Here is a 17438-nt window from a genome sequence, read left to right on the forward strand (position 1 = left end):
ACCGCCTTCTCAGATCACTTGTTGTGGAAGTCAAGGACAGCGGCGGCAATGTGTTAGAGGGTGTGGAAGTCACCTTCACGGCGCCCTCATCCGGGGCAAGTCTGGACGTCTCTGCCACTGACACAGCAGAGACTGACGCTAACGGTGTGGCCAGTTTTGACGCCATAGCAAACAGCACAGCTGGCGGGCCTTACACAGTCACTGCCAGTGTTGGCGCTGTTACTGCAACAGGAACTTTCTCTCTGACAAATAACGTCGGGGCCGTAGACACAGTCACTTACATCTCTGGGTCTCCTCAAGACGCAGTGATCTCAACCGCCTTCTCAGATCAACTTGTTGTGGAAGTCAAGGACAGCGGCGGCAATGTGTTAGAGGGTGTGGAAGTCACCTTCACGGCGCCCTCATCCGGGGCAAGTCTGGACGTCTCTGCCACTGACACAGCAGAGACTGACGCTAACGGTGTGGCCAGTTTTGACGCCATAGCAAACAGCACAGCTGGCGGGCCTTACACAGTCACTGCCAGTGTTGGCGCTGTTACTGCAACAGGAACTTTCTCTCTGACAAATAACGTCGGGGCCGTAGACACAGTCACTTACATCTCTGGGTCTCCTCAAGACGCAGTGATCTCAACCGCCTTCTCAGATCCACTTGTTGTGGAAGTCAAGGACAGCGGCGGCAATGTGTTAGAGGGTGTGGAAGTCACCTTCACGGCGCCCTCATCCGGGGCAAGTCTGGACGTCTCTGCCACTGACACAGCAGAGACTGACGCTAACGGTGTGGCCAGTTTTGACGCCATAGCAAACAGCACAGCTGGCGGGCCTTACACAGTCACTGCCAGTGTTGGCGCTGTTACTGCAACAGGAACTTTCTCTCTGACAAATAACGTCGGGGCCGTAGACACAGTCACTTACATCTCTGGGTCTCCTCAAGACGCAGTGATCTCAACCGCCTTCTCAGATCCACTTGTTGTGGAAGTCAAGGACAGCGGCGGCAATGTGTTAGAGGGTGTGGAAGTCACCTTCACGGCGCCCTCATCCGGGGCAAGTCTGGACGTCTCTGCCACTGACACAGCAGAGACTGACGCTAACGGTGTGGCCAGTTTTGACGCCATAGCAAACAGCACAGCTGGCGGGCCTTACACAGTCACTGCCAGTGTTGGCGCTGTTACTGCAACAGGAACTTTCTCTCTGACAAATAACGTCGGGGCCGTAGACACAGTCACTTACATCTCTGGGTCTCCTCAAGACGCAGTGATCTCAACCGCCTTCTCAGATCCACTTGTTGTGGAAGTCAAGGACAGCGGCGGCAATGTGTTAGAGGGTGTGGAAGTCACCTTCACGGCGCCCTCATCCGGGGCAAGTCTGGACGTCTCTGCCACTGACACAGCAGAGACTGACGCTAACGGTGTGGCCAGTTTTGACGCCATAGCAAACAGCACAGCTGGCGGGCCTTACACAGTCACTGCCAGTGTTGGCGCTGTTACTGCAACAGGAACTTTCTCTCTGACAAATAACGTCGGGGCCGTAGACACAGTCACTTACATCTCTGGGTCTCCTCAAGACGCAGTGATCTCAACCGCCTTCTCAGATCCACTTGTTGTGGAAGTCAAGGACAGCGGCGGCAATGTGTTAGAGGGTGTGGAAGTCACCTTCACGGCGCCCTCATCCGGGGCAAGTCTGGACGTCTCTGCCACTGACACAGCAGAGACTGACGCTAACGGTGTGGCCAGTTTTGACGCCATAGCAAACAGCACAGCTGGCGGGCCTTACACAGTCACTGCCAGTGTTGGCGCTGTTACTGCAACAGGAACTTTCTCTCTGACAAATAACGTCGGGGCCGTAGACACAGTCACTTACATCTCTGGGTCTCCTCAAGACGCAGTGATCTCAACCGCCTTCTCAGATCAACTTGTTGTGGAAGTCAAGGACAGCGGCGGCAATGTGTTAGAGGGTGTGGAAGTCACCTTCACGGCGCCCTCATCCGGGGCAAGTCTGGACGTCTCTGCCACTGACACAGCAGAGACTGACGCTAACGGTGTGGCCAGTTTTGACGCCATAGCAAACAGCACAGCTGGCGGGCCTTACACAGTCACTGCCAGTGTTGGCGCTGTTACTGCAACAGGAACTTTCTCTCTGACAAATAACGTCGGGGCCGTAGACACAGTCACTTACATCTCTGGGTCTCCTCAAGACGCAGTGATCTCAACCGCCTTCTCAGATCAACTTGTTGTGGAAGTCAAGGACAGCGGCGGCAATGTGTTAGAGGGTGTGGAAGTCACCTTCACGGCGCCCTCATCCGGGGCAAGTCTGGACGTCTCTGCCACTGACACAGCAGAGACTGACGCTAACGGTGTGGCCAGTTTTGACGCCATAGCAAACAGCACAGCTGGCGGGCCTTACACAGTCACTGCCAGTGTTGGCGCTGTTACTGCAACAGGAACTTTCTCTCTGACAAATAACGTCGGGGCCGTAGACACAGTCACTTACATCTCTGGGTCTCCTCAAGACGCAGTGATCTCAACCGCCTTCTCAGATCAACTTGTTGTGGAAGTCAAGGACAGCGGCGGCAATGTGTTAGAGGGTGTGGAAGTCACCTTCACGGCGCCCTCATCCGGGGCAAGTCTGGACGTCTCTGCCACTGACACAGCAGAGACTGACGCTAACGGTGTGGCCAGTTTTGACGCCATAGCAAACAGCACAGCTGGCGGGCCTTACACAGTCACTGCCAGTGTTGGCGCTGTTACTGCAACAGGAACTTTCTCTCTGACAAATAACGTCGGGGCCGTAGACACAGTCACTTACATCTCTGGGTCTCCTCAAGACGCAGTGATCTCAACCGCCTTCTCAGATCAACTTGTTGTGGAAGTCAAGGACAGCGGCGGCAATGTGTTAGAGGGTGTGGAAGTCACCTTCACGGCGCCCTCATCCGGGGCAAGTCTGGACGTCTCTGCCACTGACACAGCAGAGACTGACGCTAACGGTGTGGCCAGTTTTGACGCCATAGCAAACAGCACAGCTGGCGGGCCTTACACAGTCACTGCCAGTGTTGGCGCTGTTACTGCAACAGGAACTTTCTCTCTGACAAATAACGTCGGGGCCGTAGACACAGTCACTTACATCTCTGGGTCTCCTCAAGACGCAGTGATCTCAACCGCCTTCTCAGATCCACTTGTTGTGGAAGTCAAGGACAGCGGCGGCAATGTGTTAGAGGGTGTGGAAGTCACCTTCACGGCGCCCTCATCCGGGGCAAGTCTGGACGTCTCTGCCACTGACACAGCAGAGACTGACGCTAACGGTGTGGCCAGTTTTGACGCCATAGCAAACAGCACAGCTGGCGGGCCTTACACAGTCACTGCCAGTGTTGGCGCTGTTACTGCAACAGGAACTTTCTCTCTGACAAATAACGTCGGGGCCGTAGACACAGTCACTTACATCTCTGGGTCTCCTCAAGACGCAGTGATCTCAACCGCCTTCTCAGATCAACTTGTTGTGGAAGTCAAGGACAGCGGCGGCAATGTGTTAGAGGGTGTGGAAGTCACCTTCACGGCGCCCTCATCCGGGGCAAGTCTGGACGTCTCTGCCACTGACACAGCAGAGACTGACGCTAACGGTGTGGCCAGTTTTGACGCCATAGCAAACAGCACAGCTGGCGGGCCTTACACAGTCACTGCCAGTGTTGGCGCTGTTACTGCAACAGGAACTTTCTCTCTGACAAATAACGTCGGGGCCGTAGACACAGTCACTTACATCTCTGGGTCTCCTCAAGACGCAGTGATCTCAACCGCCTTCTCAGATCAACTTGTTGTGGAAGTCAAGGACAGCGGCGGCAATGTGTTAGAGGGTGTGGAAGTCACCTTCACGGCGCCCTCATCCGGGGCAAGTCTGGACGTCTCTGCCACTGACACAGCAGAGACTGACGCTAACGGTGTGGCCAGTTTTGACGCCATAGCAAACAGCACAGCTGGCGGGCCTTACACAGTCACTGCCAGTGTTGGCGCTGTTACTGCAACAGGAACTTTCTCTCTGACAAATAACGTCGGGGCCGTAGACACAGTCACTTACATCTCTGGGTCTCCTCAAGACGCAGTGATCTCAACCGCCTTCTCAGATCCACTTGTTGTGGAAGTCAAGGACAGCGGCGGCAATGTGTTAGAGGGTGTGGAAGTCACCTTCACGGCGCCCTCATCCGGGGCAAGTCTGGACGTCTCTGCCACTGACACAGCAGAGACTGACGCTAACGGTGTGGCCAGTTTTGACGCCATAGCAAACAGCACAGCTGGCGGGCCTTACACAGTCACTGCCAGTGTTGGCGCTGTTACTGCAACAGGAACTTTCTCTCTGACAAATAACGTCGGGGCCGTAGACACAGTCACTTACATCTCTGGGTCTCCTCAAGACGCAGTGATCTCAACCGCCTTCTCAGATCAACTTGTTGTGGAAGTCAAGGACAGCGGCGGCAATGTGTTAGAGGGTGTGGAAGTCACCTTCACGGCGCCCTCATCCGGGGCAAGTCTGGACGTCTCTGCCACTGACACAGCAGAGACTGACGCTAACGGTGTGGCCAGTTTTGACGCCATAGCAAACAGCACAGCTGGCGGGCCTTACACAGTCACTGCCAGTGTTGGCGCTGTTACTGCAACAGGAACTTTCTCTCTGACAAATAACGTCGGGGCCGTAGACACAGTCACTTACATCTCTGGGTCTCCTCAAGACGCAGTGATCTCAACCGCCTTCTCAGATCAACTTGTTGTGGAAGTCAAGGACAGCGGCGGCAATGTGTTAGAGGGTGTGGAAGTCACCTTCACGGCGCCCTCATCCGGGGCAAGTCTGGACGTCTCTGCCACTGACACAGCAGAGACTGACGCTAACGGTGTGGCCAGTTTTGACGCCATAGCAAACAGCACAGCTGGCGGGCCTTACACAGTCACTGCCAGTGTTGGCGCTGTTACTGCAACAGGAACTTTCTCTCTGACAAATAACGTCGGGGCCGTAGACACAGTCACTTACATCTCTGGGTCTCCTCAAGACGCAGTGATCTCAACCGCCTTCTCAGATCAACTTGTTGTGGAAGTCAAGGACAGCGGCGGCAATGTGTTAGAGGGTGTGGAAGTCACCTTCACGGCGCCCTCATCCGGGGCAAGTCTGGACGTCTCTGCCACTGACACAGCAGAGACTGACGCTAACGGTGTGGCCAGTTTTGACGCCATAGCAAACAGCACAGCTGGCGGGCCTTACACAGTCACTGCCAGTGTTGGCGCTGTTACTGCAACAGGAACTTTCTCTCTGACAAATAACGTCGGGGCCGTAGACACAGTCACTTACATCTCTGGGTCTCCTCAAGACGCAGTGATCTCAACCGCCTTCTCAGATCCACTTGTTGTGGAAGTCAAGGACAGCGGCGGCAATGTGTTAGAGGGTGTGGAAGTCACCTTCACGGCGCCCTCATCCGGGGCAAGTCTGGACGTCTCTGCCACTGACACAGCAGAGACTGACGCTAACGGTGTGGCCAGTTTTGACGCCATAGCAAACAGCACAGCTGGCGGGCCTTACACAGTCACTGCCAGTGTTGGCGCTGTTACTGCAACAGGAACTTTCTCTCTGACAAATAGCGTCGGGGCCGCAGCCTCAATCACGGCCGACTCTGGGTCTCCTCAAGACGCAGTGATCTCAACCGCCTTTACAAATCCACTTGTTGTCACCGTCCGAGACAGCGGCAACAATCCGGTTCCAAATGAGACAGTCACCTTCACGGCGCCCTCAACCAATGCAAGTCTGGACCCTGACGTTCAAACAGAAACCACCGACGCTGCCGGTCAGATCAGTTTGAGCGTCACAGCAAACAGCACAGTCGGCGCTTACACAGTGGTAGCCAGCGTTGGCGGTGTTGCAACAACAGCTGATTTCCCTCTGACAAATAGCGTCGGGGCCGCAGCCTCAATCACGGCCGACTCTGGGTCTCCTCAAGACGCAGTGATCTCAACCGCCTTTTCAAATCCACTTGTTGTCACCGTCCGAGACAGCGGCAACAATCCGGTTCCAAATGAGACAGTCACCTTCACGGCGCCCTCAACCAATGCAAGTCTGGACCCTGACGTTCAAACAGCAAACACAGACGCTGCCGGTCAGATCAGTTTGAGCGTCACAGCAAACAGCACAGTCGGCGCTTACACAGTGGTAGCCAGTGTTGGCGGTGTTGCAACAACAGCTGATTTCCCTCTGACAAATAGCGTCGGGGCCGCAGCCTCAATCACGGCCGACTCTGGGTCTCCTCAAGACGCAGTGATCTCAACCGCCTTTTCAAATCCACTTGTTGTCACCGTCCGAGACAGCGGCAACAATCCGGTTCCAAATGAGACAGTCACCTTCACGGCGCCCTCAACCAATGCAAGTCTGGACCCTGACGTTCAAACAGAAACCACCGACGCTGCCGGTCAGATCAGTTTGAGCGTCACAGCAAACAGCACAGTCGGCGCTTACACAGTGGTAGCCAGTGTTGGCGGTGTTGCAACAACAGCTGATTTCCCTCTGACAAATAGCGTCGGGGCCGCAGCCTCAATCACGGCCGACTCTGGGTCTCCTCAAGACGCAGTGATCTCAACCGCCTTTTCAAATCCACTTGTTGTCACCGTCCGAGACAGCGGCAACAATCCGGTTCCAAATGAGACAGTCACCTTCACGGCGCCCTCAACCAATGCAAGTCTGGACCCTGACGTTCAAACAGCAAACACAGACGCTGCCGGTCAGATCAGTTTGAGCGTCACAGCAAACAGCACAGTCGGCGCTTACACAGTGGTAGCCAGTGTTGGCGGTGTTGCAACAACAGCTGATTTCCCTCTGACAAATAGCGTCGGGGCCGCAGCCTCAATCACGGCCGACTCTGGGTCTCCTCAAGACGCAGTGATCTCAACCGCCTTTTCAAATCCACTTGTTGTCACCGTCCGAGACAGCGGCAACAATCCGGTTCCAAATGAGACAGTCACCTTCACGGCGCCCTCAACCAATGCAAGTCTGGACCCTGACGTTCAAACAGCAAACACAGACGCGGCCGGTCAGATCAGTTTGAGCGTCACAGCAAACAGCACAGTCGGCGCTTACACAGTGGTAGCCAGTGTTGGCGGTGTTGCAACAACAGCTGATTTCCCTCTGACAAATAGCGTCGGGGCCGCAGCCTCAATCACGGCCGACTCTGGGTCTCCTCAAGACGCAGTGATCTCAACCGCCTTTACAAATCCACTTGTTGTCACCGTCCGAGACAGCGGCAACAATCCGGTTCCAAATGAGACAGTCACCTTCACGGCGCCCTCAACCAATGCAAGTCTGGACCCTGACGTTCAAACAGAAACCACCGACGCTGCCGGTCAGATCAGTTTGAGCGTCACAGCAAACAGCACAGTCGGCGCTTACACAGTGGTAGCCAGTGTTGGCGGTGTTGCAACAACAGCTGATTTCCCTCTGACAAATAGCGTCGGGGCCGCAGCCTCAATCACGGCCGACTCTGGGTCTCCTCAAGACGCAGTGATCTCAACCGCCTTTACAAATCCACTTGTTGTCACCGTCCGAGACAGCGGCAACAATCCGGTTCCAAATGAGACAGTCACCTTCACGGCGCCCTCAACCAATGCAAGTCTGGACCCTGACGTTCAAACAGAAACCACCGACGCTGCCGGTCAGATCAGTTTGAGCGTCACAGCAAACAGCACAGTCGGCGCTTACACAGTGGTAGCCAGTGTTGGCGGTGTTGCAACAACAGCTGATTTCCCTCTGACAAATAGCGTCGGGGCCGCAGCCTCAATCACGGCCGACTCTGGGTCGCCTCAAGACGCAGTGATCTCAACCGCCTTTACAAATCCACTTGTTGTCACCGTCCGAGACAGCGGCAACAATCCGGTTCCAAATGAGACAGTCACCTTCACGGCGCCCTCAACCAATGCAAGTCTGGACCCTGACGTTCAAACAGAAACCACCGACGCTGCCGGTCAGATCAGTTTGAGCGTCACAGCAAACAGCACAGTCGGCGCTTACACAGTGGTAGCCAGTGTTGGCGGTGTTGCAACAACAGCTGATTTCCCTCTGACAAATAGCGTCGGGGCCGCAGCCTCAATCACGGCCGACTCTGGGTCTCCTCAAGACGCAGTGATCTCAACCGCCTTTGCAAATCCACTTGTTGTCACCGTCCGAGACAGCGGCAACAATCCGGTTCCAAATGAGACAGTCACCTTCACGGCGCCCTCAACCAATGCAAGTCTGGACCCTGACGTTCAAACAGAAACCACCGACGCTGCCGGTCAGATCAGTTTGAGCGTCACAGCAAACAGCACAGTCGGCGCTTACACAGTGGTAGCCAGTGTTGGCGGTGTTGCAACAACAGCTGATTTCCCTCTGACAAATAGCGTCGGGGCCGCAGCCTCAATCACGGCCGACTCTGGGTCTCCTCAAGATGCAGTGATCTCAACCGCCTTTACAAATCCACTTGTTGTCACCGTCCGAGACAGCGGCAACAATCCGGTTCCAAATGAGACAGTCACCTTCACGGCGCCCTCAACCAATGCAAGTCTGGACCCTGACGTTCAAACAGAAACCACCGACGCTGCCGGTCAGATCAGTTTGAGCGTCACAGCAAACAGCACAGTCGGCGCTTACACAGTGGTAGCCAGTGTTGGCGGTGTTGCAACAACAGCTGATTTCCCTCTGACAAATAGCGTCGGGGCCGCAGCCTCAATCACGGCCGACTCTGGGTCGCCTCAAGACGCAGTGATCTCAACCGCCTTTACAAATCCACTTGTTGTCACCGTCCGAGACAGCGGCAATAATCCGGTTCCAAATGAGACAGTCACCTTCACGGCGCCCTCAACCAATGCAAGTCTGGACCCTGACGTTCAAACAGAAACCACCGACGCTGCCGGTCAGATCAGTTTGAGCGTCACAGCAAACAGCACAGTCGGCGCTTACACAGTGGTAGCCAGTGTTGGCGGTGTTGCAACAACAGCTGATTTCCCTCTGACAAATAGCGTCGGGGCCGCAGCCTCAATCACGGCCGACTCTGGGTCTCCTCAAGACGCAGTGATCTCAACCGCCTTTACAAATCCACTTGTTGTCACCGTCCTGGACAGCGGCAACAATCCGGTTCCAAATGAGACAGTCACCTTCACGGCGCCCTCAACCAATGCAAGTCTGGACCCTGACGTTCAAACAGAAACCACCGACGCGGCCGGTCAGATCAGTTTGAGCGTCACAGCAAACAGCACAGTCGGCGCTTACACAGTGGTAGCCAGTGTTGGCGGTGTTGCAACAACAGCTGATTTCCCTCTGACAAATAGCGTCGGGGCCGCAGCCTCAATCACGGCCGACTCTGGGTCTCCTCAAGACGCAGTGATCTCAACCGCCTTTACAAATCCACTTGTTGTCACCGTCCTAGACAGCGGCAACAATCCGGTTCCAAATGAGACAGTCACCTTCACGGCGCCCTCAACCAATGCAAGTCTGGACCCTGACGTTCAAACAGCAAACACAGACGCGGCCGGTCAGATCAGTTTGAGCGTCACAGCAAACAGCACAGTCGGCGCTTACACAGTGGTAGCCAGTGTTGGCGGTGTTGCAACAACAGCTGATTTCCCTCTGACAAATAGCGTCGGGGCCGCAGCCTCAATCACGGCCGACTCTGGGTCTCCTCAAGACGCAGTGATCTCAACCGCCTTTGCAAATCCACTTGTTGTCACCGTCCGAGACAGCGGCAACAATCCGGTTCCAAATGAGACAGTCACCTTCACGGCGCCCTCAACCAATGCAAGTCTGGACCCTGACGTTCAATCAGCAACCACAGACGCTGCCGGTCAGATCAGTTTGAGCGTCACAGCAAACAGCACAGTCGGCGCTTACACAGTGGTAGCCAGTATTGGCGGTGTTGCAACAACAGCTGATTTCCCTCTGACAAATAGCGTCGGGGCCGCAGCCTCAATCACGGCCGACTCTGGGTCTCCTCAAGACGCAGTGATCTCAACCGCCTTTACAAATCCACTTGTTGTCACCGTCCTGGACAGCGGCAACAATCCGGTTCCAAATGAGACAGTCACCTTCACGGCGCCCTCAACCAATGCAAGTCTGGACCCTGACGTTCAAACAGCAAACACAGACGCGGCCGGTCAGATCAGTTTGAGCGTCACAGCAAACAGCACAGTCGGCGCTTACACAGTGGTAGCCAGTGTTGGCGGTGTTGCAACAACAGCTGATTTCCCTCTGACAAATAGCGTCGGGGCCGCAGCCTCAATCACGGCCGACTCTGGGTCTCCTCAAGACGCAGTGATCTCAACCGCCTTTACAAATCCACTTGTTGTCACCGTCCGAGACAGCGGCAACAATCCGGTTCCAAATGAGACAGTCACCTTCACGGCGCCCTCAACCAATGCAAGTCTGGACCCTGACGTTCAAACAGCAACCACAGACGCTGCCGGTCAGATCAGTTTGAGCGTCACAGCAAACAGCACAGTCGGCGCTTACACAGTGGTAGCCAGTGTTGGCGGTGTTGCAACAACAGCTGATTTCCCTCTGACAAATAGCGTCGGGGCCGCAGCCTCAATCACGGCCGACTCTGGGTCTCCTCAAGACGCAGTGATCTCAACCGCCTTTGCAAATCCACTTGTTGTCACCGTCCGAGACAGCGGCAACAATCCGGTTCCAAATGAGACAGTCACCTTCACGGCGCCCTCAACCAATGCAAGTCTGGACCCTGACGTTCAAACAGCAAACACAGACGCGGCCGGTCAGATCAGTTTGAGCGTCACAGCAAACAGCACAGTCGGCGCTTACACAGTGGTAGCCAGTGTTGGCGGTGTTGCAACAACAGCTGATTTCCCTCTGACAAATAGCGTCGGGGCCGCAGCCTCAATCACGGCCGACTCTGGGTCTCCTCAAGACGCAGTGATCTCAACCGCCTTTACAAATCCACTTGTTGTCACCGTCCGAGACAGCGGCAACAATCCGGTTCCAAATGAGACAGTCACCTTCACGGCGCCCTCAACCAATGCAAGTCTGGACCCTGACGTTCAAACAGAAACCACCGACGCGGCCGGTCAGATCAGTTTGAGCGTCACAGCAAACAGCACAGTCGGCGCTTACACAGTGGTAGCCAGTGTTGGCGGTGTTGCAACAACAGCTGATTTCCCTCTGACAAATAGCGTCGGGGCCGCAGCCTCAATCACGGCCGACTCTGGGTCTCCTCAAGACGCAGTGATCTCAACCGCCTTTACAAATCCACTTGTTGTCACCGTCCGAGACAGCGGCAACAATCCGGTTCCAAATGAGACAGTCACCTTCACGGCGCCCTCAACCAATGCAAGTCTGGACCCTGACGTTCAAACAGAAACCACCGACGCTGCCGGTCAGATCAGTTTGAGCGTCACAGCAAACAGCACAGTCGGCGCTTACACAGTGGTAGCCAGTGTTGGCGGTGTTGCAACAACAGCTGATTTCCCTCTGACAAATACCGTCGGGGCCGCAGCCTCAATCACGGCCGACTCTGGGTCTCCTCAAGACGCAGTGATCTCAACCGCCTTTACAAATCCACTTGTTGTCACCGTCCGAGACAGCGGCAACAATCCGGTTCCAAATGAGACAGTCACCTTCACGGCGCCCTCAACCAATGCAAGTCTGGACCCTGACGTTCAAACAGAAACCACCGACGCTGCCGGTCAGATCAGTTTGAGCGTCACAGCAAACAGCACAGTCGGCGCTTACACAGTGGTAGCCAGTGTTGGCGGTGTTGCAACAACAGCTGATTTCCCTCTGACAAATAGCGTCGGGGCCGCAGCCTCAATCACGGCCGACTCTGGGTCTCCTCAAGACGCAGTGATCTCAACCGCCTTTACAAATCCACTTGTTGTCACCGTCCGAGACAGCGGCAACAATCCGGTTCCAAATGAGACAGTCACCTTCACGGCGCCCTCAACCAATGCAAGTCTGGACCCTGACGTTCAAACAGCAAACACAGACGCGGCCGGTCAGATCAGTTTGAGCGTCACAGCAAACAGCACAGTCGGCGCTTACACAGTGGTAGCCAGTGTTGGCGGTGTTGCAACAACAGCTGATTTCCCTCTGACAAATAGCGTCGGGGCCGCAGCCTCAATCACGGCCGACTCTGGGTCTCCTCAAGATGCAGTGATCTCAACCGCCTTTACAAATCCACTTGTTGTCACCGTCCGAGACAGCGGCAACAATCCGGTTCCAAATGAGACAGTCACCTTCACGGCGCCCTCAACCAATGCAAGTCTGGACCCTGACGTTCAAACAGAAACCACCGACGCTGCCGGTCAGATCAGTTTGAGCGTCACAGCAAACAGCACAGTCGGCGCTTACACAGTGGTAGCCAGTGTTGGCGGTGTTGCAACAACAGCTGATTTCCCTCTGACAAATAGCGTCGGGGCCGCAGCCTCAATCACGGCCGACTCTGGGTCTCCTCAAGACGCAGTGATCTCAACCGCCTTTCAAATCCACTTGTTGTCACCGTCCGAGACAGCGGCAACAATCCGGTTCCAAATGAGACAGTCACCTTCACGGCGCCCTCAACCAATGCAAGTCTGGACCCTGACGTTCAAACAGAAACCACGACGCTGCCGGTCAGATCAGTTTGAGCGTCACAGCAAACAGCACAGTCGGCGCTTACACAGTGGTAGCCAGTGTTGGCGGTGTTGCAACAACAGCTGATTTCCCTCTGACAAATAGCGTCGGGGCCGCAGCCTCAATCACGGCCGACTCTGGGTCTCCTCAAGACGCAGTGATCTCAACCGCCTTTACAAATCCACTTGTTGTCACCGTCCGAGACAGCGGCAACAATCCGGTTCCAAATGAGACAGTCACCTTCACGGCGCCCTCAACCAAGTCTGCCTGACGTTCAAACAGAAACCACCGACGCTGCCGGTCAGATCAGTTTCACGTCACAGCAAACAGCACAGTCGGCGCTTACACAGTGGAAGCCAGTGTTGTCGGTGTGCAACAACAGCTGATTTCCTCTGACAAATACCGTCGGGGCCGCAGCCACAATCTCGCCGACTCTGGGTCTCCTCAAGACGCAGTGATCTCAACCGCCTTTGCAAATCCACTTGTTGTCACCGTCCGGACAGCGGCACAATCCGGTTCCAAATGTGGTTGTCACCTTCACGGCGCCCTCAAACAAGTCTGACCTGACGTTCAAACAGAAACCACCGACGCTGCCGGTCAGATCAGTTTGAGCGTCACAGCAAACAGCACAGTCGGCGCTTACACAGTGGAAGCCAGTGTTGTCGGTGTGCAACAACAGCTGATTTCCTCTGACAAATACCGTCGGGGCCGCAGCCACAATCACGGACTCTGGGTCTCCTCAAGACGCAGTGATCTCAACCGCCTTTGCAAATCCACTTGTTGTCACCGTCCGGACAGCGGCACCAATCCGGTTCCAAATGCACCTTCACGGCGCCTCAACGGGGCAAGTCTGCCTGACGTTCAAACAGAAACCACCGACGCTGCCGGTCAGATCAGTTTCGTCACAGCAAACAGCACAGTCGGCGCTTACACAGTGGTAGCCAGTGTTGTCGGTGTGCAACAACAGCTGATTTCCTCTGACAAATACCGTCGGGGCCGCAGCCACAATCACGGCCGACTCTGGGTCTCCTCAAGACGCAGTGATCTCAACCGCCTTTGCAAATCCACTTGTTGTCACCGTCCGGACAGCGGCACCAATCCGGTTCCAAATGTGGTTGTCACCTTCACGGCGCCCTCAACGGGGCAAGTCTGTCTGACGTTCAAACAGAACACCGACGCTGCCGGTCAGATCAGTTTCGTCACAGCAACAGCACAGTCGCGCTTACACAGTGGAAGCCAGTGTTGTCGGTGGCAACAACAGCTGATTTCCCTCTGACAAATAGCGTCGGGGCCGCAGCCTCAATCACGGCCGACTCTGGGTCTCCTCAAGACGCAGTGATCTCAACCGCCTTTACAAATCCACTTGTTGTCACCGTCCGAGACAGCGGCAACAATCCGGTTCCAAATGAGACAGTCACCTTCACGGCGCCCTCAACCAATGCAAGTCTGGACCCTGACGTTCAAACAGAAACCACCGACGCTGCCGGTCAGATCAGTTTGAGCGTCACAGCAAACAGCACAGTCGGCGCTTACACAGTGGTAGCCAGTGTTGGCGGTGTTGCAACAACAGCTGATTTCCCTCTGACAAATAGCGTCGGGGCCGCAGCCTCAATCACGGCCGACTCTGGGTCTCCTCAAGACGCAGTGATCTCAACCGCCTTTACAAATCCACTTGTTGTCACCGTCCGAGACAGCGGCAACAATCCGGTTCCAAATGAGACAGTCACCTTCACGGCGCCCTCAACCAATGCAAGTCTGGACCCTGACGTTCAAACAGAAACCACCGACGCTGCCGGTCAGATCAGTTTGAGCGTCACAGCAAACAGCACAGTCGGCGCTTACACAGTGGTAGCCAGTGTTGGCGGTGTTGCAACAACAGCTGATTTCCCTCTGACAAATAGCGTCGGGGCCGCAGCCTCAATCACGGCCGACTCTGGGTCTCCTCAAGACGCAGTGATCTCAACCGCCTTTACAAATCCACTTGTTGTCACCGTCCGAGACAGCGGCAACAATCCGGTTCCAAATGAGACAGTCACCTTCACGGCGCCCTCAACCAATGCAAGTCTGGACCCTGACGTTCAAACAGAAACCACCGACGCTGCCGGTCAGATCAGTTTGAGCGTCACAGCAAACAGCACAGTCGGCGCTTACACAGTGGTAGCCAGTGTTGGCGGTGTTGCAACAACAGCTGATTTCCCTCTGACAAATAGCGTCGGGGCCGCAGCCTCAATCACGGCCGACTCTGGGTCTCCTCAAGACGCAGTGATCTCAACCGCCTTTGCAAATCCACTTGTTGTCACCGTCCGAGACAGCGGCAACAATCCGGTTCCAAATGAGACAGTCACCTTCACGGCGCCCTCAACCAATGCAAGTCTGGACCCTGACGTTCAAACAGAAACCACGACGCTGCCGGTCAGATCAGTTTGAGCGTCACAGCAAACAGCACAGTCGGCGCTTACACAGTGGTAGCCAGTGTTGGCGGTGTTGCAACAACAGCTGATTTCCCTCTGACAAATAGCGTCGGGGCCGCAGCCTCAATCACGGCCGACTCTGGGTCTCCTCAAGACGCAGTGATCTCAACCGCCTTTACAAATCCACTTGTTGTCACCGTCCGAGACAGCGGCAACAATCCGGTTCCAAATGAGACAGTCACCTTCACGGCGCCCTCAACCAATGCAAGTCTGGACCCTGACGTTCAAACAGAAACCACCGACGCTGCCGGTCAGATCAGTTTGAGCGTCACAGCAAACAGCACAGTCGGCGCTTACACAGTGGTAGCCAGTGTTGGCGGTGTTGCAACAACAGCTGATTTCCCTCTGACAAATAGCGTCGGGGCGCAGCCTCAATCACGGCCGACTCTGGGTCTCCTCAAGACGCAGTGATCTCAACCGCCTTTACAAATCCACTTGTTGTCACCGTCCGAGACAGCGGCAACAATCCGGTTCCAAATGAGACAGTCACCTTCACGGCGCCCTCAACCAATGCAAGTCTGGACCCTGACGTTCAAACAGAAACCACCGACGCTGCCGGTCAGATCAGTTTGAGCGTCACAGCAAACAGCACAGTCGGCGCTTACACAGTGGTAGCCAGTGTTGGCGGTGTTGCAACAACAGCTGATTTCCCTCTGACAAATAGCGTCGGGGCCGCAGCCTCAATCACGGCCGACTCTGGGTCTCCTCAAGACGCAGTGATCTCAACCGCCTTTACAAATCCACTTGTTGTCACCGTCCGAGACAGCGGCAACAATCCGGTTCCAAATGAGACAGTCACCTTCACGGCGCCCTCAACCAATGCAAGTCTGGACCCTGACGTTCAAACAGAAACCACCGACGCTGCCGGTCAGATCAGTTTGAGCGTCACAGCAAACAGCACAGTCGGCGCTTACACAGTGGTAGCCAGTGTTGGCGGTGTTGCAACAACAGCTGATTTCCCTCTGACAAATAGCGTCGGGGCCGCAGCCTCAATCACGGCCGACTCTGGGTCTCCTCAAGACGCAGTGATCTCAACCGCCTTTACAAATCCACTTGTTGTCACCGTCCGAGACAGCGGCAACAATCCGGTTCCAAATGAGACAGTCACCTTCACGGCGCCCTCAACCAATGCAAGTCTGGACCCTGACGTTCAAACAGAAACCACCGACGCTGCCGGTCAGATCAGTTTGAGCGTCACAGCAAACAGCACAGTCGGCGCTTACACAGTGGTAGCCAGTGTTGGCGGTGTTGCAACAACAGCTGATTTCCCTCTGACAAATAGCGTCGGGGCCGCAGCCTCAATCACGGCCGACTCTGGGTCTCCTCAAGACGCAGTGATCTCAACCGCCTTTACAAATCCACTTGTTGTCACCGTCCGAGACAGCGGCAACAATCCGGTTCCAAATGAGACAGTCACCTTCACGGCGCCCTCAACCAATGCAAGTCTGGACCCTGACGTTCAAACAGAAACCACGACGCTGCCGGTCAGATCAGTTTGAGCGTCACAGCAAACAGCACAGTCGGCGCTTACACAGTGGTAGCCAGTGTTGGCGGTGTTGCAACAACAGCTGATTTCCCTCTGACAAATAGCGTCGGGGCCGCAGCCTCAATCACGGCCGACTCTGGGTCTCCTCAAGACGCAGTGATCTCAACCGCCTTTCAAATCCACTTGTTGTCACCGTCCGAGACAGCGGCAACAATCCGGTTCCAAATGAGACAGTCACCTTCACGGCGCCCTCAACCAATGCAAGTCTGGACCCTGACGTTCAAACAGAAACCACCGACGCTGCCGGTCAGATCAGTTTGAGCGTCACAGCAAACAGCACAGTCGGCGCTTACACAGTGGTAGCCAGTGTTGGCGGTGTTGCAACAACAGCTGATTTCCCTCTGACAAATAGCGTCGGGCCGCAGCCTCAATCACGGCCGACTCTGGGTCTCCTCAAGACGCAGTGATCTCAACCGCCTTTGCAAATCCACTTGTTGTCACCGTCCGAGACAGCGGCAACAATCCGGTTCCAAATGAGACAGTCACCTTCACGGCGCCCTCAACCAATGCAAGTCTGGACCCTGACGTTCAAACAGAAACCACCGACGCTGCCGGTCAGATCAGTTTGAGCGTCACAGCAAACAGCACAGTCGGCGCTTACACAGTGGTAGCCAGTGTTGCGGTGTTGCAACAACAGCTGATTTCCCTCTGACAAATAGCGTCGGGGCCGCAGCCTCAATCACGGCCGACTCTGGGTCTCCTCAAGACGCAGTGATCTCAACCGCCTTTTCAAATCCACTTGTTGTCACCGTCCGAGACAGCGGCAACAATCCGGTTCCAAATGAGACAGTCACCTTCACGGCGCCCTCAACC

General features: G+C 55.3%; 10 protein-coding genes. All 10 read left to right on the forward strand.

All coding sequences use genetic code 11. The annotated features are described in order from the left end of the window. Nucleotides 1-23 precede the first annotated feature (23 nt). A complete protein-coding gene (locus BLS62_RS03410; RefSeq protein ID WP_093177074.1) occupies nt 24-12695 on the forward strand; it encodes an Ig-like domain-containing protein in 12672 nt (4223 codons plus the stop codon). Then, on the forward strand, nt 12619-12879 hold the full coding sequence (locus BLS62_RS03415) for a hypothetical protein (RefSeq protein WP_143521494.1): 261 nt from the start codon (nt 12619-12621) through the stop codon (nt 12877-12879). Before BLS62_RS03410 ends, BLS62_RS03415 begins: the two co-directional genes overlap by 77 nt. 78 nt (nt 12880-12957) lie before the next feature. Beyond that, entirely contained in the window at nt 12958-13170 is a 213-nt protein-coding gene (locus tag BLS62_RS30685) for a hypothetical protein (protein ID WP_143521495.1), read from the forward strand. A 45-nt stretch (nt 13171-13215) separates the two neighbouring features. Continuing rightward, the gene (locus tag BLS62_RS30965; RefSeq protein WP_159436469.1) at nt 13216-13884 is read left to right on the forward strand and encodes an Ig-like domain-containing protein; all 669 of its coding nucleotides are present in this window, start codon (nt 13216-13218) and stop codon (nt 13882-13884) included. Next, nucleotides 13857-15035 carry an Ig-like domain-containing protein gene (locus BLS62_RS03425; protein ID WP_244283490.1) on the forward strand — a complete coding sequence of 393 codons (1179 nt, stop codon included), beginning with the start codon at nt 13857-13859 and terminating at the stop codon, nt 15033-15035. The genes BLS62_RS30965 and BLS62_RS03425 overlap by 28 nt, the downstream gene beginning before the upstream one ends. Then, a complete protein-coding gene (locus tag BLS62_RS03430; protein WP_159436471.1) occupies nt 15032-15490 on the forward strand; it encodes an Ig-like domain-containing protein in 459 nt (152 codons plus the stop codon). The genes BLS62_RS03425 and BLS62_RS03430 overlap by 4 nt, the downstream gene beginning before the upstream one ends. Next, the gene (locus tag BLS62_RS03435) at nt 15487-16578 is read left to right on the forward strand and encodes an Ig-like domain-containing protein (RefSeq protein WP_093177089.1); all 1092 of its coding nucleotides are present in this window, start codon (nt 15487-15489) and stop codon (nt 16576-16578) included. Before BLS62_RS03430 ends, BLS62_RS03435 begins: the two co-directional genes overlap by 4 nt. Then, a complete protein-coding gene (locus BLS62_RS32030; RefSeq protein WP_093177093.1) occupies nt 16575-16886 on the forward strand; it encodes a hypothetical protein in 312 nt (103 codons plus the stop codon). Before BLS62_RS03435 ends, BLS62_RS32030 begins: the two co-directional genes overlap by 4 nt. After that, nucleotides 16883-17032, forward strand: coding sequence for a hypothetical protein (locus tag BLS62_RS32755; protein ID WP_093177096.1), 150 nt, complete (start codon nt 16883-16885; stop codon nt 17030-17032). Before BLS62_RS32030 ends, BLS62_RS32755 begins: the two co-directional genes overlap by 4 nt. Beyond that, nucleotides 17029-17277: an Ig-like domain-containing protein gene (locus BLS62_RS03450; RefSeq protein WP_159436472.1), complete on the forward strand. Its 249-nt coding sequence runs from the start codon at nt 17029-17031 to the stop codon at nt 17275-17277. The genes BLS62_RS32755 and BLS62_RS03450 overlap by 4 nt, the downstream gene beginning before the upstream one ends. Nucleotides 17278-17438 lie beyond the last annotated feature (161 nt).

Source organism: Pseudovibrio sp. Tun.PSC04-5.I4 (assembly GCF_900104145.1).
In the GTDB taxonomy this organism is placed as follows: domain Bacteria; phylum Pseudomonadota; class Alphaproteobacteria; order Rhizobiales; family Stappiaceae; genus Pseudovibrio.